This is a genomic window from Isoptericola sp. Y581, assembly GCF_059445475.1.
Map to the genome: position 1 here is coordinate 154,426 of NZ_JCAIUK010000009.1, position 21,787 is coordinate 176,212.

Sequence of the window (21,787 nt, forward strand, 5' to 3'; positions counted from 1 at the left end):
GGATGACAACCGCACTGGTCAAGAACCGACCCTGGTCCCTCGAGCGAGCTCGTTCCGGGCTCGTCGACCGCGCCGTCGCCGCCGAAGGCGTGTTCGGCGGCCGGCGCCTCCGCGTGATCCCCGAACCGCTGTTGCGCCGGGGCGACGACGGCCTGCTCCAGTCGATCCGCCTCGAGGTCGACGCGCCCGTCGACCTCGGCCAGATCCTGGTGCGCAGCAGCGCGGGGACGTCGGGCCCCGCGTCGACGCTGCCCGGCCCGGGCGGCAGCGCCCGCGCGCTGCTGCCGGCCGTCGACGAGACCACCAAGGTCACGCTCGAGCTGCCGGGGCTGGGCACGGACGCCGCGCTCACCTTCGCCCAGGAGCCGGTCCGGGAGTGGTCCATCCACCTCGTCCAGCACTCGCACTACGACATCGGGTACACCGACCCGCAGGGCCGGGTGCTGCGCGAGCAGCTCGCCTTCCTCGACTCCTGTCTCGACCTCGCGCGTGCCTCCCGGGACCGGCCCGAGGACGCGAGGTTCCGGTGGTCGCTGGAGGCGCTCTACCCGCTCGCGGCGTGGATCGACGCGCGTCCGCGCGCCCAGGTCGAGGAGTTCTTCGACCTGGTCCGGGCCGGGGAGATCGAGCTGACCGCCCTGCCGTACAACCTGCACCTGGACACGTGCTCTACCGACGAGCTGCACGAGCTCCTGCGCTTCTCGCGTGAGCTGCGCCAGCAGCACGGCGTCGAGATCGCCGCCGCCATGCAGACCGACGTCCCCGGCCAACCGGTGGGCCTGCCCGCCGCGCTCGCGCAGCAGGGCGTCTCCTACCTCTCCGTGGCGCACAACTGGGCCGGGCGTTCGGTGCCGCACCTGATCGGCGGCCAGCACCTGCCGCGGCTGTTCCGGTGGCGCGCGCCGTCGGGGGAGAGCGTGCTGGTGTGGATGACCGACTCCCCGCACGGCCTGGCGTACAACGAGGGGGCGACGGTCGGGTTCACCACGGACTACCAGACGGTCGACGACCTGCTGCCCGCCTACCTGACCTCCTTGGTCGCCAACTCCTATCCCTACGGGCCCGGGGCGTTCGGGTGGCACGGCCCCGCCGTCACGGACCGCGAGCCGTACCCGCACGACGTGCTGCACCTGCGGGTGCTGGGCCGCTCCGGCGATAACGCGCCGCCCACGCTGCTGCACGCGGACATCGCGCGGCAGTGGAACGAGACCTGGGAGTTCCCGCGGCTGCGGACGTCCACGAACACCGAGTTCTTCCGCGAGGCCGAGCAGCGCGTAGGGGAGGAGATCCCGACCCTCACCGGCGACTGGGGGGACTGGTGGGTCGAGGGCGTCGGGAGCGCGGCCCACCCCCAGGCCCTGGTCCGTCGGGCGCAGTCGCTGGTGACCGACGCCCAGATGGTCAACGCCGTCGGCCGCGAGCTCGCCGGCAGCTCCATCCCGGACGAGGCCGCGCGGTCCCGCGAGGTGTACGGCGCGATCTCGATGTTCAACGAGCACACCTGGGGCGCCATGGACCCGTGGCAGGCCTCGGACTCGGGAGGCAGGGCCGGCCAGGAGCAGTGGCACTGGAAGTACGCCCGGTCGCTCGAGGCCTACGACGGCGCCGAGCTGCTGCTGGACACCGCCGTGGCCTATGCCGGGGCGGGCCTGACCGAGGAGCCCGACGCCCTCGCCACCTATCAGGTGGTCAACCCCACCGGACTCGAACGCACGAGCACGGTCACCCTGTTCGTCCGCGAAAGCCGGGCCGCCCTCGACGCGGCGCTGGAGGTCCGCGACGGCCGCACCGGGGAGGTGCTGCCGAGCGAGCAGGTCCCGCAGTCGAACCCCGTGCACCGGGCCGCCGGCCAGTTCCTGCGCCTGCGCGTGCCGGGCGTGCCGGCCGCCGGGGCGGTCCGGCTCACCGTCCACCCGGCGACGGAGGGCGGGGAGCCCCGTGGGGAGCTGCGGCCCGAGAGCGCGTCGGCGTCCGGCCCGGTGATCCTCGAGAATGCGCACCTGCGGGTCGAGGTCGACCTGCGCCGCAGCTGCATCGCCTCGATCCACGACAAGGCGACCGGCCGCGAGATCGTCGACCAGGACGCCGTGGTCGGCATGAACGCCTACCTCTATGACACGTACACGTCGGCCCCCGGGTTCAACCACCAGTCGAACAAGACGTCCGTGTCCGAGGAGCTCGAGCTGCTCGGCCACCGTTCGCTCGCCAAGCCCGCGGTGCTGCTGGAGCACACCAGCACCCCGCTCGAGCAGCGCGTGACGTACGAGTTCCCGGCCGACGGCGTGGACTGGGCACGCGTCACGCTGCGCCTGCCGCACGACGCCGCACACCTGGAGATCGAGAACCGGCTGGCGAAGCCCGCGACGATGGCGAAGGAGAGCGCCTTCTTCGCCTTCCCGTTCGACGTGCACGAGCCGCGGACGCGCTACGAGATCACCGGCGGGCTCACGGGCCCGGACATGGCCGAGCTGCCGGGGGCGCCGCAGCACATGAAGGCGATCCGCCACTGGGTCACCGTCGAGGACACGGAGCAGGCCATCGCCTGGGCGACGGCGGACGCCCCGCTGATCCACCCCGAGGTGGTCGCGCTGCCCTACGCGCCGTTCCCCGAGAGCATGTCGCCCAGACAGCCCGGCACCGTCTACTCCTGGGTGCACAACAACGTGTGGGACACGAACTTCCCGGCCGAGCAGGCCTTCGAGACCACCTTCCGCTACGCCATCGGCGTGCGCCGCGCGGGCGAGGAGGTGTCCACGCCCGCCCTGGCGAACCGGACGGCCGCGGAGATCACCCACCCGCTGGTCGGCGTCCTCGCCACGGGTGGCACGAGTGGTTCGGGTGCCGGGCACGGGCCGACGCCGGCGCAGTGGCAGCTGCTGGACCTGGACGACGACCGGGTCCGCCTGGTCGCCGTCACGGTGCCGGACGACGGGCCGGCCGGCGCGCGCCTGGTCAAGCTGCAGTCGTACGCCGAGGAGCCGGTCGTCGTCCGCGTGCGGCCGCGGTTCGCGGTCGCTGCCGCCGCCCGGGCGACCTATCTGGGCGACCGGGTCGCAGACCTGCCGGTGACGGACGACCAGGTCGCCGTGGAGCTGGCACCGCTGGAGACGGCCGCGGTCCTGCTCTTCGGGAACGATCGATAGAAATGGCCCTCGCCGGACCCGCGGGCACCGCGGGTCCGGCGTCGCCTATCCGCGCAACGGTTGCCGACGACGGCGGGTGCGGATCCTCGTGGGGAGCTCGATGGTGCGGGTCGGGCGGTCGGTCCGCTTGCCCTGCAGCCGCATGAGCAGCAGCTCGGCCGCGGTGCGGCCGAGCTCGCGGGCGTCGTGCGTGACGATCGAGATGTCGCCCGGCACGAGCTCCTCGAGGTCGAAGTCGTCGAAACCGGCGAGCCGCACCGCGGCGAAGAGGTCGACGCCACGCTCGATGCCCGCGGCGTGCACCGCCTTCACCACCCCGACCATGTTGCGGTTGTTGGCGCTGAAGAACGCCGTCGGGGGCTCGTCGAGCGCGAGCAGGTCCTGGGCGGCGATCTCGGCGGAGCGCACGTCCTGCTGGGCGCGTCGCACCAGCTCCGGCAGCACCGGGACGCCGGCGAGGCGGTGGGCGCGCTCGAAACCCTCGAACCGTCGGTGACCGGTGAACACCGACAGGGCGTTGCCGATGAAGGCGATGCGGCGGTGCCCCTCGGCCAGCAGCTGCGCCGTCACCTCCTCCGCACCCCGGACGTCGTCGACGAGGACGGAGTCGACGTCCACCCCCTCCAGTCGGCGGGAGGCAAAGACCAGCGGAACCCCCTGTCGTTGCTCGGACCGCAGATGGTCGGTGCCTCCGCCGGCCGGGACCACGATGAGGCCCTCTGCCTGCCGCCCCACGAAGTCGGCCACCAGCTTCGCCTCCTGCTCCACGTCCTCGTGGGAGGCGCCGACGACCACCTGGCGGTTCTCCTCGGCGAAGATCTCGCCGATTCCGTCCAGGACCCCTGCGTAGTAGGGGTTCGACAGGTTCGTGATCACGACCCCCACCAACCCGCTCTTGTGCCCGGGCCGCAGGCTGCGCGCATTCTCGTTCCGCCGATATCCCAGGGCTTTGGCAGCTGCCTCCACCTTGCGACGCATCCCCGGGCTGACGTTCTCCGTCCCGGAAAGGGCCCGCGACACCGTCATCGGACTCACCCCGGCATGGCGCGCGACGTCGCTGATGGTCGGGTTCGATCGGGACACCCCGGCGCCCTGCGATTCGTCCGGAGAAGTCATGAGGTCACCTTATGGCGGCAGCTCGCCGAGTGGCTCACTTCAGATGGCGTGTGGCTCGGGGGTCAGCCGATCAGCCGCATGCCCTTCGGTTCCCAGCTGCCACATCTCATCGTTCCCGCATTCCGCCGTGATCTCTGCCGTCTCCCGAGCCGCGGTGAAGAAGCCGCCGGCCATCGGCGAGGTGCGCGCTGCCGCCATCGCGAGGTGCACCTGGTCGGGCGCCAGGTCCGGGACGGGCACGTAGCTGATGCAGCAGCGTGCGCGTCTTCGTCGCTGGCGGGACCGGCCGTTCCGGTTCGTACATCATCCCGGAGCCCATCGCCGCCGGGCGCGAGTGCCCGCGGCTATCGCAACCGAGACAATTGCCGGCTACGGATGCTCCTCGCTGCCGGAGGGCTCACGACCTGATCCCCCGCCGGATCGGCGAAGAGCCGGGAACTCGATCGTCACCGCCGGGTGCGCGACGAAGCCAGCTTCGCGCGAACCGTACGGTGACCAGCGTCGGTGGTGCTGGGGCCCGCCTGCGTTCGTCGTTCGCCGCCCGCCTACCGACGTGCCGTGGTGGGTTGCTTGGTCGAGCAAGCTATGGTTTTGCTCATGCAAGCAACAGGTTCGACGGGAGTCTCACGAAGGACGCAGATCGTCAGTGCGGCGATCGAGGCCATCGCGGCCGAAGGGTATGCGGGCGCGTCCTTCGCGAAGATCGCAGCGCGCGCCGGTCTGTCCAGCACCGGGTTGATCTCGTACCACTTCGCGAGCAAGCGCGAACTCGTCGAGCAGGTCGTGGTCACGGTGTACTCGCACCTGCAGGGGTTTATGACCGCGCGGCTCGAGGGGCAGCCGACCGCGGCAGCCGCACTGCGCACCTATATCGAGAGCAACGTTCGGTTCTCCGCGACGCACCGTACGCAGATGCAGGCGTTGATGAATATCTTCGTGAGCGGCGGCCTCGACTATGACGAGGACGCCGAACGGGAGGCGGCCTCGGCGATCGAGCACATCCTGGGCTGGGGGCAGAAGACCGGGGAGTTCCGCGAGTTCAATATCCGGGTGATGGCTACCAGCCTCCAACGCTCGGTCGAGGGCCCCGTCTTCCTGTTCGCCCATCAACCCGAGCTGGATCTAGATGGCTATATCCACGAGCTGGTGACGCTGTTCGACCTCGCAACCCGGAACGTTGGCGACCGGAATGACTGACTCCGCGCGGGGCCGGCCAACCGGTATGGGCGGCATGCTCAGCACCCTGCTCATGGACCTCGTGGTCCCCGTCGCGGGGTTCTATCTGCTGCGCGCTGCGGGGCTCGACCCGGTACCGGCCTTGATTATCGCAGGCGTGCCCACGACCCTGGCCATAGGTTACCGCGCGATCCGACAGCGCAAGGTGGACGCAATCGGCATCTTCGTGCTGACGGTCCTGGCCGGCAGCGTCGTCCTGACCTTCGTCACTGGAAGCGCACGCTTCTTGCTGGCGAAAGAGGCCTGGTTCACCGCGGCGATCGGCGCGGCGTTTCTGGTGAGCTTGCGGTTTGCGCGACCAATGGCCTTCACTATTGCCTGGGCGATGCTGCGGAACTCCACGATGGGCGCCACGCTGGCCGTGGACACCTGGGGCGAGTACTGGCAGAGCGATCCTCGATTTCGTCATACGTGGCGGGTGGCCACCGTCTTCTGGGGAGTCGGGCTCATCGCCGACGCGGCCGTGCGTGTAATCATGGCCTACACGTTGCCGGTCGATATCGTCCCAGGGCTTGGCGGAGCGCTGTGGGCTGGCACGTTCGTCATCCTGCAGATCATTCAGCACCTCTACTTCACTCGTGTCGGCCTGTGGAGCGGGCTGAGTGCCCGAGCGGCCGACCCCGCAAGCAACGCCACCGAACCGAAGACACCCACATGAGACAACCGCTACCTCGCGGGCGTTGGGCAGCGAAAGCGCTTCTGGCCGCGATGACCAGCATCTCCGCGGTACCGCCCGAAGACCCGGCGGTGCGGCTCGACTCCAGCCCCGTCGCGAGCATGTCTTCGGAGGGCTGCCTGTTCCTCCACGTGACCACCCCGAAAAGACGCGCCCGCGAACCGCTTCCGGTGATGGGGTGGCTGCACGCCATACACACAGCTGATTGCCACGCGGAACATCGCTGTGACTTTTGGCAGCAGCTGCACGAGCACCACACATCTACACTCCACAGGAGAGGTGTCGATCGCATTGAAGTTTCAACACGATCCGCGCGGTGATCAGTTCTTCGCGCTGAGAACCTTCCGTGAGGACGGATCGGCCGTCACGACCCCAATCTGGCTCGCACCATCCGACGGACACTGGTACGGCTACACACCGAGCAGATCGTGGAAGATCAGGCGCATAGGCCGCAACGACTACGTACAGATCGCACAATCTACCTTCCAGGGCGAGCCCACCGGAGACTGGCACGCTGGCCGCGCCAGGGTACTTCCGCCCTCGCAGCTACGCGTGGCCAAACGTGTACTGACAGCGAAATACGGCGACCGGTTCCGCCTATTCATGATCGTGACGTTCATAGGACGGCTACGCAAGCACGGCGGCCGTGCCGTCGGAATCGAAATCCTCCGCACCGCCCCGCAGGACACCGACCAAAGACAGCCGGCCCCGAGGAGCGACCCGTGACCTACCCCGATCGAGCGCATCTCACAAGGCGGACGAATATCGGGCAGCGGGTCAAGCCGTCGTGGAAATGCACTCGAGCCTGCGTTTCGGCCGGATGGGGTGCCCGCAGTGGAACATGGACTCCGAGTCGGATCTGACGGTGAGTCGGCCGCATGACTGGGTATGACTCTTCGGCGTCGCACCATCGGCGGGCGGCCTTGGACCTCCTGATGAGCGCGTTGCCGCGTTCGCCGATGGCGCTGGTGCACGGGTGCAGCGGGTTCAGGACTGATTCCTGCTGGAGGACTGATGAAGGGTCGCGCCAGGACGGTCGCCGCGTCGATCGGCATGGCCATCGCGGCCGTGAGATACCGGGAGGCGCCGCCCCTGCGTGACGAGAAGTTTCCCTCCTGGTTGACATCGTGAAAGTTGATGGCAACCTGGACGCGGGACGCTGCGACGGCGCACGTCCCGGCCGACCAGCGGAGGATCCGATGAGCCGAGCTCTGCCCCCTGCCCGACGCACCTCGACACGCCGTTCTGCCCCTGCGGCGATCGGCCTCCTGCTCGGCGCGGCGCTCGCCGTCCCGGCCGGCGCCGCTGCGGCCGCGACTCCCGACCCGGACCTGCCCGTCGCGAGGGCCACCACCGCCGCGACGGCGGCCACGACGCTGACCGACGACGTTGCCGACCTGCCCCTGGACGACGACGGCGCCGCGATCGTCACCGAGCGCGCGGAGCGCCTGATCGCCCCGGGCCTGGAGCTCACGGAGTTCGCGCGTGTCTCGGCGGAGGGTTGGCTCAGCGGCGAGGTGCTCGTCGCGCAGCTGGGCGCCGACGGCGGCCCCCGGCTCGGCTACCTCGGCCCGGACGCCGTCGCCGGCAACGCCACGGTGAGCGAGTTGGCCGCCGACCGCGGCGCGATCGCGGCCGTGAACGGCGACTTCTTCGACATCAACAACTCCGGCGCGGCCCTCGGCGCCGCGGTCCAGGACGGCACGCTGCTGAAGTCCGCGACGCCCGGGCGCGAGAAGGCCCTCACGGTCGACTCCACCGGGGCGGCCGGCCTGGCCGAGCTCTTCCTTCAGGGGAGCGTCACGCTCCCGGCCGCCGACGGGACACAGGAGCTCCCGGTCGCGGGCCTCAACGTCACGGCCGTGCCCGCGGGCGGCGTCGCCGTCTTCGACTCCGCGTGGGGCGACTTCACGCGCACCCGCCCGCTCGGGGCGGGGGAGCAGGGCCTGGAGGTGCAGGTCCGGGCCGGTGGTGACGGTGCCGGCGGCACGGCCGGCACCGTCGTCGCGGTCGGCGCGCCCGGCGCGGGCCGCCTGCCGGCCGACGTCCGCGCCGTCGTCGCGCGCCCGGGCGCCGCGGCGGACGCGCTCGGCGCCCTCGCGCCGGGCGACGAGGTGTCGCTCGAGTACGGCCTGCGCGACGACCTCGGCGACATCACCACCGCCATCGGCGGCGACCCCGACGACTGGCTGCTCGAGGACGGGGAGGTCACGTCGTCCACCAGCGAGTTCGCCCTGGCCCTCCACCCGCGCACCGCGGTGGGCCTCAGCGAGGACGGCACGTCGGCGTACCTCGTGGTGGTCGACGGGCGCCAGGCGCACAGCGTCGGGGCGTCGCTGCCGGAGCTGGGCCGGTTCCTCTCCCAGCTCGGCTCCGACGACGCGATCAACCTCGACGGCGGTGGCTCCACCACGATGGCCGCTCGCCTGCCCGGCGACGCCGGGACCAGCGTGCTCAACAGTCCGTCCGACGGCGCCGAGCGCCTCGATGCCAACGGCCTGGGGCTCTTCACCGCCGAGGGCTCTGGCCGGGTCCACGCCTTCGACGTGCGCGCTGCGGTGCCCACCGGCGACGCCCCCGCCTCCGACGCGCTGCGCGTCTTCCCCGGCCTGCACCGCACGTTCACCGCGGCCGGGTACGACGAGTCCCGCGCCGCCGTCGACACTGCGCCCGACGCGTGGACGTCCACCGACGAGGCGGTCGCGTCCGTCGAGCCCGCCGGCACGCACGCTGGCGGAGCCGGGGTCGTCACGGGGCACGACCCTGGCACCGTCACCGTGCGCGCCGCGACCCCGACGGACGGAGGCGTCGCGACCGGCGCCGCCGACGTCACCGTGCTCGGCGAGCCCGTGCGGGTGACCGTTCCGGAGCCGGTCGTCACGCTGGCGGACGCCGACGCGACCGCGTCGCTCACCGTCGTCGGGCACGACGCGGACGGCTGGTCCGCGCCGGTCGAGGCGCGCGACGTCGAGGTCTCCGGGGGCGACGGCGTCGCCGCGCTCGAGCCCGCTGACGACGGGTCGTTCACGGTGCGCGCCCTGGCGGACGCCGGCGCGGCGAGCTTCACGCTCACGGTCGGGGGCCTCAAGGTCGAGGTAGCCGTCGCGGTGACGCTGCAGGACGTCGTCGTGGCCGACCTCGCTGACGCCGGCCGCTGGACGTCGGCCCACGACCGTGCCCCCGGCGGGTCCGTCGCCCCGGCCGAGGGCCACGACGGCACGGCCGGGCTGCGGATGACGTACGACTTCACGCAGTCCACCGCCACGCGCGGCCAGTACGCCGTCGCGCCGGACGGCGGCGTCGCGATCCCGGGCCAGCCGCGCACGGTGACGATGTGGGTGGACGGCGACGAGCAGGGCGCGTGGCTGCGGCTGCAGCTGCGCCAGGGCGACGGCGTCGTCACCAACCTCGACGGCCCGACGGTGTCGTGGGAGGGCTGGCGCCAGGTGGAGTTCACCGTGCCCGAGGGGGTCGCGTACCCGCTCACGCTGCAGCGCGTGCGCACCCTGGAGACCGGCGCCGCGGCGCAGTATGCGGGCGAGCTCGTCATCTCCGACGTCCGCGCCCAGGTGCCGCCGGACGTCGAGGCGCCGCACGCGGAGCGGGTCGAGGACCCGGCGGTCGTGGCGGAGGGCGCCACCGACGACGCGCCGCTGCGGGTCGCGGTGTTGTCGGACGCGCAGTTCGTCGCCCGCGACCCGGAGTCCGGTGCCGTGCAGGGCGCCAAGAAGGCGCTGGCCGAGATCGTCGCGGACCACCCGGACCTGTTGGTGATCAACGGCGACCTGGTGGACGAGGCGTCGCCGGAGGACTTCGACCTGGCCCGCGAGGTGCTCGACCAGGGCCTCGCCGACGCCGACTTCCCCTGGTACTACGTGCCCGGCAACCACGAGGTCATGGGCGGGTCGATCGAGAACTTCGAGGCCGAGTTCGGCGAGCGCACGCACGTGCTCGACGTGCCCGACCCGCGCGGCGAGGGTGGCACCACCCGACTGGTGCTGCTCGACTCGTCCAGCGGCCGGCTCGGCAGCGACTTCGACCAGCTCCGCGCGCTGCGCGAGGCGCTGGACGGCGCGGCCACCGACGACGCCGTGACCGGCGTCGTCACCGTCTTCCACCACCCGCTGGACGACCCGCTGCCCACCAAGGCCAGCCAGCTCACCGACCGGGTGGAGGCCGAGACGCTGCGCGACTGGTTCGAGGACTTCCGCGAGACGTCGGGCAAGCCGATCGCGTCTGTGGGGTCGCACGTCGGTGCGTTCCACGCCTCCACGGCTGACGGCATCCCGTACGTCATCAACGGCAACTCCGGCAAGAGCCCCGCGAGCACGCCGGCCGACGGCGGGTTCACCGGCTGGTCGATGATCGGCCTCGACCCGGCTGCGGACGGTGGCACAGGGGAGGAAGGGTGGTTCTCCTGGGAGGTCAACGCCCGCGCCGAGAGTGTGGCGGTGTCCGGCCCGGAGGAACTCGCCGTGGGCACGTCGGGCGAGGTCAGCGCCCTGCTGACGCAGGACGACACCCGCGAGGTGCCGGTCGACTGGCCCGTCTCGTCCCGCTGGGGCGGCGAGCGCGTGTTCGTCGGCGCGGCCGAGGACGCGCCGTCGGGCGCCGTGCTCGCCCTCGACCCGGAGACGCACGAGGCCACCGCCGTCGCCCCCGGCCGCGCGACCGTCGAGGTCGAGGTGAACGGGACCGTCGGCACTCTGGGCGTGCTCGTGCCCGCCGGCGCCCCGGGCACGGCCCGGATCAGCGACGACAACGGCTGGGACACCGGCCTGCGCGACGGCGACTACCGGATGCTCGTGGACCTGTGGTGGGGTGAGAACGCCACCAGCCTCAAGCTCTACGAGGACGGCGACCTGATCCACACCGAGAAGCTCACCCACGACGGCACCGACGCCCAGCGCGTCGCCGTCCCGGTGACGGGCAAGCCGAACGGCGAGTACGTGTACACGTGCGAGCTGGTCAACGCGGCCGGCACCACCCCGTGCGCCGGCCCGCACACCGTGCGGGTCACGGACGCGAACCCCGGCACGCCGGTGCTCTCCCACGACGACACCTCCGACGGGACCGTCGGCGACGGCGACTACGCCGTCACCATGAACAAGTGGTGGGGCACCCAGGCAGGCGGCTACGTGCTGTACGAGGACGGCGTCGAGATCGACCGGCAGGAGCTCACCCCGGGCGCCGGGGGAGCTGCGCAGTCCGCCACCACGGCCGTCACCGGCCGTGAGCCCGGCACCTACCGGTACGTCGCCGTGCTCACCAACGACGCGGGCGAGACCCGCAGCAAGGAGCTGACGGTACGGGTGCGCGGGTGAGTCGCCGCATTGAATCAGAGGGTGTCGGCCTGAGCTGTCTCGGCTTCTCTCACCTCGTCCAAGGAAACGTCTGATAGAGCCATGAGACATGGTTCGAGCCACGGCGTTCACCGCCGGTGCTGGCACGGCCGGCGCTCAGAGCCCCTCGTTGGCCGAGCCGCGCGGCGCCGTCGTACGCTCTGCTCATGAGCGACTACCAGGTCAACCCGCGCACCAAGTCCGAGCCCACCGGCGCCGTCGTCGTCCGCTTCCTCGGCATGTTCGTGCTCTTCCTGGGCGGTCTTGTGCTGTTCGGTTCCGGCGCGTCCGGCGGCAACCCGCCCCTGGACCCGTACCTCGTCGTCGGCGGCATCCTGGTGGTCGCGCTCGCCTTCGGTCTGCCGATGATCGGCGCACACGAGCGCTGAACCAGCCCTGCACCGGGGTCGGGTCAGGCGGAGAACCGCGCTGAGGTCCAGGCCTCGACGCCCATGGCGGCGAAGTGGAAGTCGAGGTAGTTCACGCCGGGCCGCACCTGCGCCATCCCGGCCCGGTGGGACTTCTCCACGAGGTCGTGCAGTCGGGCAGCACCGACCCGTCGCAGCGCACCCGGCGCGGGGTGGGGGCGTGCGGCCCGCTGCCGAGGATGCTCGCCTACCCGGGGTCGTTGCCCGTGGTGCGGGCGTGCCGGTCGACAGCTGCCGGCGGTCAGGACGGCACGTCGTCGAGGCTGTCGAGGCTGTCGAGCAGCTCGACGGCCGCGCGGGCGTAGGCGTCGATCCACCGGTCGTGGATCCGCTTGATCGGCAGGGGGGCGAGGGCCAGGTGCCGCTCGCGCCCGAGCTTGCGCCCGGTCACCAGCTCAGCGCGCTCGAGCACCCGGAGGTGCTGGAGCACGGTGGTGCGGTCGAGCTCGGGGAAGCGGGCGCACAGGTCGCCGGTCGTGAGGGACGACTCCTTGAGGGCGTCGAGCATGCGGCGCCGGACCGGCGAGGCCAGGGCCTTGAACACGAGGTCGTCGGCAGTGACCCTGGGCGCGGCGTCATTCATGTGATAAAACTACAACATGAATGAGAAGCAGGCACTCACCGAGCTCACCTTCACGGTCTCGGGCCGCGTCTCGCGCCCGACCCGGGACGTCTACGAGGCCGTCGCCGACCCCGACCAGCTCTCCCGCTACTTCACGACGGGCGGCGCGCGCGGGCGCCTCGAGCCCGGGGCCGACGTGTCCTGGGACTTCGCCGACTTCCCCGGCCGGTTCCCCGTGACCGTCGTCGAGGCCGACCCGGCGCGGCGCCTCGTCATCCGCTGGGACGGCGAGGCCACGACCGAGGGCACGGCGACCACCGTGACCTTCGAGTTCGAGCCCGTCGACGACGACGCCCGCACCCTTGTCACGATCACCGAGTCGTCGTGGACCGTCACGCCCGACGGCGCGAAGCACGCCTTCGGCAACTGCGAGGGCTGGACCGGCATGCTTGCCGCGCTCAAGGCGTGGGTCGAGCACGGCATCAACCTCCGCGAGGGCTTCTACCGCTGACCCAGTGCCGAACAGGCGGTTGACACCGTGCAGGCGCGAGATCGCGCCGGATAGCGGCGTCAACCGCCTTTTCGGCGTCAGCGGTGTGGGTGTGGGTGTGGGTGCGGGTGTGTCAGACGGTGCTGCGCACCTCGTCGAGGAACCGGCGGGTGCGCGCGCGCAGGCTCTCGACGCGGCGCTCGACGATCGCGGCGCGCACGCCGTCGTCGTCGGACCCGGCCTCGGCGAGAGTGGGCCGACGGCGGGCGTTGCGCGAGCACCGGAAGTCGGAGCAGATCAGCGTGCCGATCGTGTCGCCCTTGCGGCCGGCGGCTCCGCCGCGCTTGGCGACGTAGAGCTGCACGTCGCGCGTCTCGACGACGTCCTCGCACCACGCGCACATGACCGCGCGGCGCGGGCCGGTGCGCTCGGCGGCCCGCAGCAGGACACCGACGGGCTCGTCGTCGATCCAGGTGACGGCGTAGGCGGACAGCGGCTGCTTGCGGTCGCGCCAGCCGAGGTAGTCGAGGCGTTCCCAGTCGAGCGTGGCGAGATCGGGGACGATCATGCGCTGCCGTTCGCTGCGGGTGGCGTTGACGAGGCTGTCGTGGAGCTGCTTCTCGGTGAGGGGGTTCATGCGGTTCGGCTTTCGGTGAGCGGGGGCGTCACCGGCGCACGACGTCGCGAGACGGCGTCGTCGAAGAAGGTGGCCGGGTGACGGTGGGCATGACGAAGCCCCGCGCCGCCCGGCAGCCGACTGGTGTCAGCGCGTGGCGACGACGGGGCAGGCGGGACTGCCCGAGCAGGCCTGGTGGCCCACCCCGCTCCCTGCGACGCCCTGCATCGCTCGCTCCTCGCTCGTGAAGATCTTGGTCCGCTCGCGCCCGAGGCGCGACCGGCCCGTCCATGGTGGCACGGACCGTCGCCCGGGTCGACGCGAATTCCGTCACCTCGACGCCGGACCGGGTGTTGGTTGAGCCTGTCGAAACCACCGCACGGGTTTCGACAGGCGGTTTCGACAGGCGGTTTCGATAGGCGGTTTCGACAGGCGGTTTCGACAGGCTCAACCGGCGTGGGGGTCAGAGGGTGGCGCGGACCTCGTGGGCGGCGGCGACGAGGTGGGCCAGGGCCGGCTCGACCTCCGCGTAACGACGCGTCTTGAGCCCGCAGTCGGGGTTGACCCACACCACGGCGGGGTCGATCGACTTCACGGCCAGCTCGAGCAGCTCGGTGATCTCCTCGGTGGACGGCACGCGGGGGGAGTGGATGTCGTACACCCCGGGCCCGATGCCGCGCGCGTACCCGGCGTCGCGCAGCTCCGGCACGATCTCCATCCGCGAGCGCGCCGCCTCGACGGACGTCACGTCGGCGTCGAGGCCGTCGATCGCGCCGATGACCTCGCCGAACTCCGAGTAGCACAGGTGCGTGTGGATCTGCGTCGCCGCCTGGACGCCTGACGTCGCGAGCTTGAACGACCCGACCGACCAGCGCAGGTACGCCTCGTGGTCGGCGCGGCGTAGCGGCAGCAGCTCGCGCAGCGCGGGCTCGTCCACCTGCACGATGCCGATGCCCGCGGCCTGGAGGTCGGCGATCTCGTCGCGCAGCGCGAGGCCCACCTGGTTCGCGGTGTCGCCGAGCGGCTGGTCGTCGCGGACGAACGACCACGCGAGGATCGTGACCGGGCCCGTGAGCATGCCCTTGACCGGCTTGTCCGTGAGCGACGCCGTGTAGGCCGACCACTCGACGGTGATCGGCGCGGGCCGCTCGACATCCCCCCACAGGATCGGCGGGCGCACGCAGCGCGAGCCGTACGACTGGACCCAGCCGTTCGCCGTCACCGCGAACCCGTCGAGGTGCTCCGCGAAGTACTGCACCATGTCGTTGCGCTCCGGCTCGCCGTGCACCAGCACGTCCAGGCCGAGCTCGGTCTGCAGCGCCACGACGCGGTCGATCTCCGCGCGCATCGCGACCGTGTAGTCCGCGTCGGGCAGCTCGCCCTTGGTCCACGCGGCGCGGGCCTTGCGGATCTCGGGGGTCTGCGGGAACGACCCGATGGTGGTGGTCGGCAGCGCCGGCAGGTTCAGCCGGGCGGCCTGCGCCGCCGCGCGCTCCGCGTATGGGCCGCGGGCGAAGTCGGCGTCGGTGAGCGCGGCGGCGCGGTCGCGCACCGCGGGCACGACGACGCCCGCCGCGGTCGCGCGGGAGTCCGCGGCCGCGGACGACGCGGCCAGGTGGTCGGCCACGGCGTCCCGGCCCTCGGCGAGCCCGCGGGCCAGGATCGCGACCTCGCCGACCTTCTGGTCGGCGAACGCCAGCCAGTCGCGCAGGCGGGGGTCGAGCACGGTGCCGGTGCCCGCGCCGAAGACCTCGTCCTCGACGTCGTGCGGCACGTGCAGCAGCGACGTCGACGTGCCGACGGCGAGGGCCCCGGCGCCCAGCGGGCGCAGCGACTCGGCGACGTCGAGCTTGGCGGCCAGGTCGGCGCGCCAGATGTTGTGGCCGTCCACGACGCCCGCGACGAGCGTCTTGCCGGCGAGCCCGGGCACCCCGCCCTCGGGCGCGGCGGGCACGGCGCCCTTGACGAGGTCGATCGCGATCGCGTCCACGTCGGTGCCCGCGAGCAGCGCGAGCCCGTCGTCGCCCAGCCCGCCGAACGGCGCGGACACGAGGATCGCGGGCCGCGCGGCGGCGGGGTCGTCGGCGTCGACCGAGAGGTCTGTGGCGAGCGCTGCGTACGCGCGGGTCACGGCGTCGGAGAGCTCCTCGAAGGTCGCGTCGACGGAGTCGGTGACGAGCGCCGGCTCGTCGAGCTGCACCCACGGGGCGCCGACGGCGGCGAGCGCCCGCAGCAGCTCCGCGTACGCGGCGACGACGTCGTCGAGCCGGTCGAGCGGGCGGAACCCGGCGCCCGCCTCGTCCGCCTTCTTCGACAACGCGAGGAACGTCACCGGGCCCACGAGCACCGGGCGCGTCGTGACGCCGGCCTCCTTGGCCTCGGCGTACTCGCGCACGATCCGGTGGTCGGCGAACGAGATCGGCGTGGTCTCGCTGATCTCGGGCACCAGGTAGTGGTAGTTCGTGTCGAACCACTTGGTCATCTCGAGCGGCGCGTCCTCGCCGCGGCCGCGGGCCACCGTGAAGTAGCCGTCGAGCTCGAGGGACCCGTCATCCGGGTCGAGCAGGTCGCGGAACCGCTCGGGCACCGCGCCCAGGAGGGCGACGACGTCGAGCACCTGGTCGTAGTACGAGAACGAGCCGGGCACGGACCCGTCGTCGGGGTTCAGCCCGAGTGCCGCGAGGCGGCGGACGGTGTCGTTGCGCAGCGCGCCGGCCGCGATCTCCAGGTCGACGGCGTCGGTGCGCTCGTCGGCCGGCAGCGCCCAGAACGACTCGACGGCGCGCTTGAGCTCACGCCGGCGCCCGATGCGCGGGTAGCCGAGGACGGTGCCGCCGGGGAAGGCGGGGGTGGACGGGGATGTGGACATGAGCACTCCTCACGGGTGGGCTCCGGGATCGTCTGACGTCGCTGGTTGAGCCTGTCGAAACCCGGAGCCGGGTCTCGACGGGCTCGACCGCCGACGGGGTCAGACGGCGGGAGCCTGTGTCGGGATGCCCGGTACCCACGGCCTTCTGGCCAGGTCCGCGTCGTCCGACGGCTCGTCGGGCGACGCCGGTCCGCCGAGGTGCACACCCTCGAGCAGGTCCAGAGCGGGACGGTACTTGTTGAACGTGTACACGTGGATGCCGGGTGCGCCGGCGTCGAGTACGTGCTGGGCGAGCTCGACGGCGCGCGCGGTGCCGTAGGCGTGCTGCGCCTCCGGGTCCGGTAGGGCGTCGAGCGCGTCCAGCAGGTGCTGGGGCGCGCGGACGCCGGTGAGCTCCTCGACGCGACGGAGCCGGCGCGGCTCGGTCGTGGGCAGCTGCCCGGCGAGGATCGGGATCGTCACGCCGGCTGCGCGGGCCTCGGCGACGAAGTCGGTGTACGAGTCGGCCTCGTAGAAGATCTGGGTGATGGCGAACCCGGCGCCCGCCTGCTGCTTCTCCAGCAGGCGCTGCACCTCCTGGGTCCGGGTGGTGCCGGCCTGCACGTTGCCGTCGACGAACGTCGCGACGGCGATGGTCAGCGGCCGGGCGGCGCCCCGCAGGGCGGCCCCCGGGTCGGCGGCGCACCGCCGGGCTTCGATCTCGCGCAGCAGGTGCACCAGATCGATCGACGACTCGACGCCGTCCGCGGGCGGGCGCCAGTCCGGCTGGTCCTTCGGGGGGTCGCCGCGCAGGGCGAGGAAGGCCCGCGTGCCGGCGGCGAGGAAGTCGTCGATGACGGCGGAGACGTCCTCGCGGGAGGCGCCCACGCATGTCAGGTGCGCGACGGGCAGGACGGGCGTGCCCTCGAGCAGGGTGGACACCACCTGCCGGGCGGTCGCCCGGTCACCCCCGCCCGCGCCGTACGTCACGGAGACGAAGTCCGGGTGCGTGGCCACGAGCCGGCGCGCCGTCTCCCAGAACTTCGGGGCGGCGTGGGGCCGACGCGGCGGCATCAGCTCGAACGAGATCGTCGGGCGTGCGGGCAGCGCCGGGGTGGGCGGAAGAGATGCCTCTGCGACCATGCGTCACTCCATCGATCCTGGCGTGAGCACCTTCGTCCTCGGGAGGCTTCCGTCGGAGAACGGGTTGCTGCGGCGTCGTCGAGCCAGGACTCTCGGCCGCTCTGGATGGCTGGACCTCGATCGTACGCACCATCCGCGATGCGGGCGAGGATGAGACCGCTGGGTGAGATCGGCCGGTCGTCGCCGCCCAGGTCAGGGCACCAGCACGACTTTGCCGCCCGCGTGTCCGCTCTCGACGAGCGCGTGGGCGCGGGGCGCGTCGGCGAGTGGCAGCACCGCGGCGACCGTCGTGGTGAGCTCCCCGCGGGTGAGCGCCGCGACGACCTCGGCGAGCTCGCCGGCGTCGCGCTCGGACCGGGAGCTGAACTCCACGCCGAGCTCGGCCGCGCCGTCGTCCGCGATGGTGACGATCCGGTCGGTGCCGCCGCGCAGCTCGATCGAGTCGGGCAGCACGCCCGCGCCGGTCGTGTCGAGGACGGCGTCCACGCCGTCGGGGGCGAGGGAGCGCACCCGCTCCACGAGGCCCTCGCCGTAGGGCGTCGGCGTGGCGCCGAGGGCGGCGACCCGGTCCTGGTTCCGCGGCGACGCCGTCCCGATCACCCGGACGCCGCGCCGCGCCGCGAGCTGTGTCGCCAGCTCGCCCACGGACCCCGACGCGCCGTGCACCAGCAGCGTCTCGCCCGGGCGCACGTCGAGGCGCCGCAGCGCGCGGACGGCGGTCTCGGCCGCGACGGGAAGCGTGACGGCCGCCGTCGCGGGCAGGCCGTCGGGGACGGGGGCGAAGACCCTGGTGAGCGCGAGCTCGGCATACCCGCCGGTGGCGGCGAAGCCCACGACCCGGTCGCCGACGGCGGCGCCCGTCACGCCGTCGCCCAGCGCGTCGACGACGCCGGCGATCTCCAGCCCCGGCACGACGGGGGACTGCGGTGACGCGGCGTCCGAGCCCGCCCCGCTGCGGGCCTTGGTGTCCCAGACGTTGACGGCCGCCGCCTCCACGCGCACACGCACCCGGCCCGGCCCGGGCTCGGGGTCGGGCATCTCGGCCAGGTGCAGCACGTCCGGGCCGCCGTACGTCTCGAACACCATCGCCAGCACGTTCACTCCCTCAGGTGTTGCAGGTCGGAGGTTTCCCCGACCGTCTGGTCGGCGGTCAAGACCTCATCGCGACGATCGTCCACCGTCAGGTCGTCCGTGGCCAGCGCCATCGTCCCGGTGTCGTCAGAGTGCGGGCCCGCTCGCCAGCCCGACGACGGTCTCCCAGGGGACGTTCGCGACGCCGGGGACGACGTCGGGCAGGTCTGCGGCAAGGGTCGCGAGGCGGTCTTCGCTGGAGGCGACGATGCACCCGCCCCACAGGTGGAGGTCCAGCGTCCCGCGGCGGCGGGGTGACACAGCGCGGGCGGGAGTCCGTCCGGCTCGTCGGCCCAGCCGAGCAGGGCCACGACGGCGGAACCGTCGATCAGGACGCTCACCGGAGCGCCGACGACATGCCGGTGAACCACTTGCGGAAGCTCACACGCTGGGGTTACCGGCTAGCACGTCATCGATCTCGGCCTCGAGCTCTGCCACGATCTCAGGCGTCTCCGCCGACCGGAACACGTCGACCACTCCGAGTGGGGTCGGGGCCTCGGTGTCATGGTCCTGGTGAATGTACGCTCGTGCGATTAGTGAAACCTCTTGACTGGGCCGAAACTATTAGCCCATGTCTACTCGGGCGCAATCGGCAGGTCGTCCCTAAGTCCTTCGATAAAGTCGCTCGCCCAACGATAGTCCCATTCCCTGCTTGAGATGACCCGCGCGATTACGTCCTTGGGTACGAGCCCGTAGGATGAGATCTCGCTCAAGGCATTGAGTTGGGACCGCAAGGCCGTCTCGTCGTCCTCGAGTGAGAGAGCGACCTCCAGCACTCGGGCGAGGGCTGCGGCCAGCTGAGGGGCGATGCTTTCCGAGAGCCAATCCGTCACCTTCTCGGCGGCGAAGTCTCGTGCTCTTGCTGTGGGGGATGCCAATTCTGCAGCGAGCTCACGGATGTCGTGTGCTTCGAGTGTCATCGCTGATTCTCCTTGACGCTTATGACCACGGAAGCGGTACGTCGCTGGGCCACGGGATGTGTGTCGCGTTCGCGTGACCTGGATTGTAGTTTGGGCTTCGAGGGTTGGTGCACTGGGGGTGGGCCAACCCGCCGTCTTCCATCACATACCTGTTGCCGATCTTGTGACGGTAGATCGGACCGCCGGCGGAGTTGCTTCCGAGAGGCGCGGTGCCGTCGACATCGTGTGCATGAAGTTGGTTCGCCTTCCCGTCAGCGTCGGTCCACCTGAACTTCACTCCCTTTTGGGCGCCAGCACCGGTGTGCGGTGCGAATGGGGGCATCTCTGCATCGTCGGGCACCCTGGACAGAGGGCTTCCGGGAGCTGCCCGCGATGCGACCACCTCGTCGGGCCAGCTGCTCGCTCCGCTGTGACCCCCAGCGTTGTGGACCAGGAGGGGCAGGCTGCCGGCGAGGACGTAGTAGTTGTGGTGGGTCTCGACGTGGAAGTTGTAGACCGTGACCGCGTCGGTCTCGTCGCGCTCCTCGATCTCGATGCGGTCGAGGGTGACCGTGCCGTCACCGGTGGTGTCGCTGGTGACGAGGATGTCGCCGGGCTGCAGGTCGCGGGCGAAGATCCAGCCCATGTTCGCGACCATGAAGGGGTGTTCGTCGGTGGTCGTGACGACCGTCCCGCCGATGGTCAGGTGGTACAGGGTCGTGGTCTGACGCACGAAGGTCTCGACCACGAGCTGCAGCTCGTCGAAACCTGTGGCGAGGTTGTGGGCGTAGACCTTGTCCCCGGCGCGGACGTCTTCGATCGCCTTGACCCCATCAGGGCCGTCAGGGGTGCGCACGAGGGTGCCCGCGGTGAAGCAGGTGCCGAACCCGACCTTGCACCAGGCCTTCTTCGCGCCGGTCTTGGCGCCCTGCTTCAGCGCGGCCTTGGACAGTCCGGTGGCGGCCTTCGCGGCGCCGCCGAGTCCGATGACGGATAGTGCGGCGCCGGCGATCGCGATCCCGGCCTCGGCCCAGGAGCGTTCCCCGGTCGCGGCGAGGGTGATGTTCGCGAGCGCGCTGACGATGGCTGCGACGGCGGCCACGACGATCAACACCCCGGCGAGCGCGGTCCCGACGATGGGGATGAACGCGACCACGACCGCGAGGAGGCCCGCGATCATGGAGATCATGTCGGCGATGTCCGCGATCGCGGCGACGAGCTTGGATCCCCAGTTGTCCCACCAGCCGTCGTTGAGGTCGTCGCCGCCGGTGATGTCTTCGATGCGGGAGACCGCGTCTCCGGCGGCGCGGTCGCGGTCGGAGGTGGCGGTCTCGATCGTGGACCGGGCGGTGGAGATCTGCCCGTTCGCGTCGTCGGCGTTGCCGCCCGCGGCCTCGGCCTGCTGCTGGTACTCGCGCTTTTCTTCCGGGTCGGTCGCGGCGTCGGCGAGGTCCTGGTTGCGGTCGCGTGCCCCCGCGGCGGAGTCTGCGGCGTCCTTGGCCTGGCGGGCCTGCTCGAGGGCGGCCAGGGTCTCGGATTGGACGCGTTCGAGCGCGGAGGCGTAGTCGACCAGGGCGTTGCCGGTGGCCTGGTAGCGCGAGTGCGCGCGCCGGATCTCCGAGACGGTGTCTTCCTTGGTCTCCATGAGGGCGTCCACGGCCTGGGAGATCGTGCCCGCGACGTCCAACCGGGACATCGCGCCGGCGGCGTCGTTGATCGAGTCGGCGACCTCCAGGTAGTCCTGCCCACCGTGCAGCACGAGGACGGGGTCGCCCGGTGTCGGGTCGGAGTCCAGCCCGACCGGCGACCAGTCCGCCGGCCTCATACCGGACCACCGGGCCGCGACGGGGCGGGGGCGCTTTCGCCGCTGATGCCGTGGGCGAGGTCGGAGTCGATGTCGGTGAAGGCCTGGGCGACCTGGACCGACGCGTCGGCGAGGAGGCGCAGGTTCTCCGTCATCTTCTCGCGGGTGTCGTCCCAGGCGTGCGCGAAGTCGCGCACGACGTCGGCGAGCCCGCCATGCCCGACCGCCTCGGCGATCCGGTCGCTCTTGGTGTTCGCGTTCTCGAACTCGTCGGCCACCACGGTCAGGCTCGAGCCCAACTCCGTCACCGCGTCCAGGTCCACATGGAGGTCCGCCATCGGCCCTCACCCCCT

General features: G+C 71.7%; 19 protein-coding genes, 1 pseudogene and 1 riboswitch. Of the genes and pseudogenes, 7 read left to right on the forward strand and 13 right to left on the reverse strand.

The features are described from left to right. Window positions 1–2 precede the first annotated feature (2 nt). Window positions 3–3,143, forward strand: coding sequence for a glycoside hydrolase family 38 N-terminal domain-containing protein (locus AC1C2W_RS17510; protein WP_495390721.1), 3,141 nt, complete (start codon window positions 3–5; stop codon window positions 3,141–3,143). Between the two features lie 45 nt (window positions 3,144–3,188). On the opposite strand, the gene AC1C2W_RS17515 is transcribed toward AC1C2W_RS17510, so the two are convergent. The 3 genes and pseudogenes from AC1C2W_RS17515 to AC1C2W_RS17525 form a co-directional block, all read right to left on the reverse strand. Further along, on the reverse strand, window positions 3,189–4,019 hold the full coding sequence (locus AC1C2W_RS17515; protein WP_495390875.1) for a substrate-binding domain-containing protein: 831 nt from the start codon (window positions 4,017–4,019) through the stop codon (window positions 3,189–3,191). Between the two features lie 63 nt (window positions 4,020–4,082). Further along, window positions 4,083–4,259 (reverse strand): annotated as a pseudogene (locus AC1C2W_RS17520) (LacI family DNA-binding transcriptional regulator); the annotation flags it as partial. A 39-nt stretch (window positions 4,260–4,298) separates the two neighbouring features. Then, on the reverse strand, window positions 4,299–4,499 hold the full coding sequence (locus AC1C2W_RS17525; RefSeq protein WP_495390720.1) for a hypothetical protein: 201 nt from the start codon (window positions 4,497–4,499) through the stop codon (window positions 4,299–4,301). A 357-nt stretch (window positions 4,500–4,856) separates the two neighbouring features. Between AC1C2W_RS17525 and AC1C2W_RS17530 the strand changes: the two genes are divergently transcribed. From AC1C2W_RS17530 to AC1C2W_RS17550, 5 genes are all read left to right on the forward strand, one after another. Beyond that, complete coding sequence (locus AC1C2W_RS17530; protein ID WP_495413833.1) at window positions 4,857–5,456, forward strand: TetR/AcrR family transcriptional regulator; 600 nt, start codon at window positions 4,857–4,859, stop codon at window positions 5,454–5,456. A gap of 34 nt (window positions 5,457–5,490) precedes the next feature. Then, complete coding sequence (locus AC1C2W_RS17535) at window positions 5,491–6,153, forward strand: VC0807 family protein (protein ID WP_495413834.1); 663 nt, start codon at window positions 5,491–5,493, stop codon at window positions 6,151–6,153. A 297-nt stretch (window positions 6,154–6,450) separates the two neighbouring features. After that, a complete protein-coding gene (locus tag AC1C2W_RS17540) occupies window positions 6,451–6,897 on the forward strand; it encodes a PPOX class F420-dependent oxidoreductase (protein WP_495413835.1) in 447 nt (148 codons plus the stop codon). 473 nt (window positions 6,898–7,370) lie between these two features. Then, a complete protein-coding gene (locus tag AC1C2W_RS17545; RefSeq protein ID WP_495413836.1) occupies window positions 7,371–11,495 on the forward strand; it encodes a phosphodiester glycosidase family protein in 4,125 nt (1,374 codons plus the stop codon). Window positions 11,496–11,680: 185 nt separating this feature from the next. Continuing rightward, window positions 11,681–11,902, forward strand: a complete 222-nt coding sequence (locus AC1C2W_RS17550) for a hypothetical protein (protein ID WP_495391298.1) — start codon at window positions 11,681–11,683, stop codon at window positions 11,900–11,902. A 280-nt stretch (window positions 11,903–12,182) separates the two neighbouring features. Here AC1C2W_RS17550 and AC1C2W_RS17555 read toward each other — a convergent pair whose 3' ends face one another. After that, a complete protein-coding gene (locus AC1C2W_RS17555; protein WP_495413837.1) occupies window positions 12,183–12,524 on the reverse strand; it encodes an ArsR/SmtB family transcription factor in 342 nt (113 codons plus the stop codon). 16 nt (window positions 12,525–12,540) lie between these two features. On the opposite strand from AC1C2W_RS17555, the gene AC1C2W_RS17560 reads away from it, so the two are divergent. Continuing rightward, complete coding sequence (locus AC1C2W_RS17560; RefSeq protein ID WP_495413838.1) at window positions 12,541–13,014, forward strand: SRPBCC domain-containing protein; 474 nt, start codon at window positions 12,541–12,543, stop codon at window positions 13,012–13,014. Between the two features lie 112 nt (window positions 13,015–13,126). On the opposite strand, the gene AC1C2W_RS17565 is transcribed toward AC1C2W_RS17560, so the two are convergent. The 9 genes from AC1C2W_RS17565 to AC1C2W_RS17605 form a co-directional block, all read right to left on the reverse strand. After that, window positions 13,127–13,630, reverse strand: coding sequence for an FBP domain-containing protein (locus AC1C2W_RS17565; RefSeq protein ID WP_495391295.1), 504 nt, complete (start codon window positions 13,628–13,630; stop codon window positions 13,127–13,129). Window positions 13,631–14,072: 442 nt separating this feature from the next. Further along, window positions 14,073–16,478, reverse strand: coding sequence for a 5-methyltetrahydropteroyltriglutamate--homocysteine S-methyltransferase (metE, locus tag AC1C2W_RS17570; RefSeq protein WP_495391293.1), 2,406 nt, complete (start codon window positions 16,476–16,478; stop codon window positions 14,073–14,075). A 99-nt stretch (window positions 16,479–16,577) separates the two neighbouring features. Beyond that, window positions 16,578–17,600, reverse strand: coding sequence for a methylenetetrahydrofolate reductase (locus tag AC1C2W_RS17575; protein ID WP_495391292.1), 1,023 nt, complete (start codon window positions 17,598–17,600; stop codon window positions 16,578–16,580). Between the two features lie 5 nt (window positions 17,601–17,605). Then, window positions 17,606–17,712, reverse strand: a riboswitch (SAM riboswitch). A gap of 80 nt (window positions 17,713–17,792) precedes the next feature. After that, entirely contained in the window at window positions 17,793–18,695 is a 903-nt protein-coding gene (locus AC1C2W_RS17580) for an NADP-dependent oxidoreductase (RefSeq protein ID WP_495413839.1), read from the reverse strand. Between the two features lie 123 nt (window positions 18,696–18,818). Then, window positions 18,819–18,992 carry a hypothetical protein gene (locus AC1C2W_RS17585; RefSeq protein ID WP_495391290.1) on the reverse strand — a complete coding sequence of 58 codons (174 nt, stop codon included), beginning with the start codon at window positions 18,990–18,992 and terminating at the stop codon, window positions 18,819–18,821. A 120-nt stretch (window positions 18,993–19,112) separates the two neighbouring features. Then, the gene (locus AC1C2W_RS17590; RefSeq protein WP_495413863.1) at window positions 19,113–19,265 is read right to left on the reverse strand and encodes a contact-dependent growth inhibition system immunity protein; all 153 of its coding nucleotides are present in this window, start codon (window positions 19,263–19,265) and stop codon (window positions 19,113–19,115) included. Window positions 19,266–19,306: 41 nt separating this feature from the next. Next, window positions 19,307–19,651 carry a hypothetical protein gene (locus tag AC1C2W_RS17595; RefSeq protein WP_495391289.1) on the reverse strand — a complete coding sequence of 115 codons (345 nt, stop codon included), beginning with the start codon at window positions 19,649–19,651 and terminating at the stop codon, window positions 19,307–19,309. A 19-nt stretch (window positions 19,652–19,670) separates the two neighbouring features. Next, a complete protein-coding gene (locus AC1C2W_RS17600) occupies window positions 19,671–21,455 on the reverse strand; it encodes a polymorphic toxin type 30 domain-containing protein (protein WP_495413840.1) in 1,785 nt (594 codons plus the stop codon). Continuing rightward, window positions 21,452–21,772, reverse strand: a complete 321-nt coding sequence (locus tag AC1C2W_RS17605; protein ID WP_495413841.1) for a DUF6317 family protein — start codon at window positions 21,770–21,772, stop codon at window positions 21,452–21,454. The genes AC1C2W_RS17600 and AC1C2W_RS17605 overlap by 4 nt, the downstream gene beginning before the upstream one ends. Between the last annotated feature and the right edge of the window lie 15 nt (window positions 21,773–21,787).

Excerpts from the sequence above, each read along its gene's own strand:
- metE (WP_495391293.1), bottom strand. The coding sequence starts at position 16,478 with ATGTCCACATCCCCGTCCACCCCCGCCTTCCCCGGCGGCACCGTCCTC.
- AC1C2W_RS17550 (WP_495391298.1), top strand. The coding sequence starts at position 11,681 with ATGAGCGACTACCAGGTCAACCCGCGCACCAAGTCCGAGCCCACCGGC.
- AC1C2W_RS17555 (WP_495413837.1), bottom strand. The coding sequence starts at position 12,524 with ATGAATGACGCCGCGCCCAGGGTCACTGCCGACGACCTCGTGTTCAAG.
- AC1C2W_RS17600 (WP_495413840.1), bottom strand. The coding sequence starts at position 21,455 with ATGAGGCCGGCGGACTGGTCGCCGGTCGGGCTGGACTCCGACCCGACA.
- AC1C2W_RS17575 (WP_495391292.1), bottom strand. The coding sequence starts at position 17,600 with ATGGTCGCAGAGGCATCTCTTCCGCCCACCCCGGCGCTGCCCGCACGC.
- AC1C2W_RS17530 (WP_495413833.1), top strand. The coding sequence starts at position 4,857 with ATGCAAGCAACAGGTTCGACGGGAGTCTCACGAAGGACGCAGATCGTC.
- AC1C2W_RS17535 (WP_495413834.1), top strand. The coding sequence starts at position 5,491 with ATGCTCAGCACCCTGCTCATGGACCTCGTGGTCCCCGTCGCGGGGTTC.
- AC1C2W_RS17510 (WP_495390721.1), top strand. The coding sequence starts at position 3 with ATGACAACCGCACTGGTCAAGAACCGACCCTGGTCCCTCGAGCGAGCT.
- AC1C2W_RS17545 (WP_495413836.1), top strand. The coding sequence starts at position 7,371 with ATGAGCCGAGCTCTGCCCCCTGCCCGACGCACCTCGACACGCCGTTCT.
- AC1C2W_RS17605 (WP_495413841.1), bottom strand. The coding sequence starts at position 21,772 with ATGGCGGACCTCCATGTGGACCTGGACGCGGTGACGGAGTTGGGCTCG.
- AC1C2W_RS17560 (WP_495413838.1), top strand. The coding sequence starts at position 12,541 with ATGAATGAGAAGCAGGCACTCACCGAGCTCACCTTCACGGTCTCGGGC.
- AC1C2W_RS17595 (WP_495391289.1), bottom strand. The coding sequence starts at position 19,651 with ATGACACTCGAAGCACACGACATCCGTGAGCTCGCTGCAGAATTGGCA.
- AC1C2W_RS17565 (WP_495391295.1), bottom strand. The coding sequence starts at position 13,630 with ATGAACCCCCTCACCGAGAAGCAGCTCCACGACAGCCTCGTCAACGCC.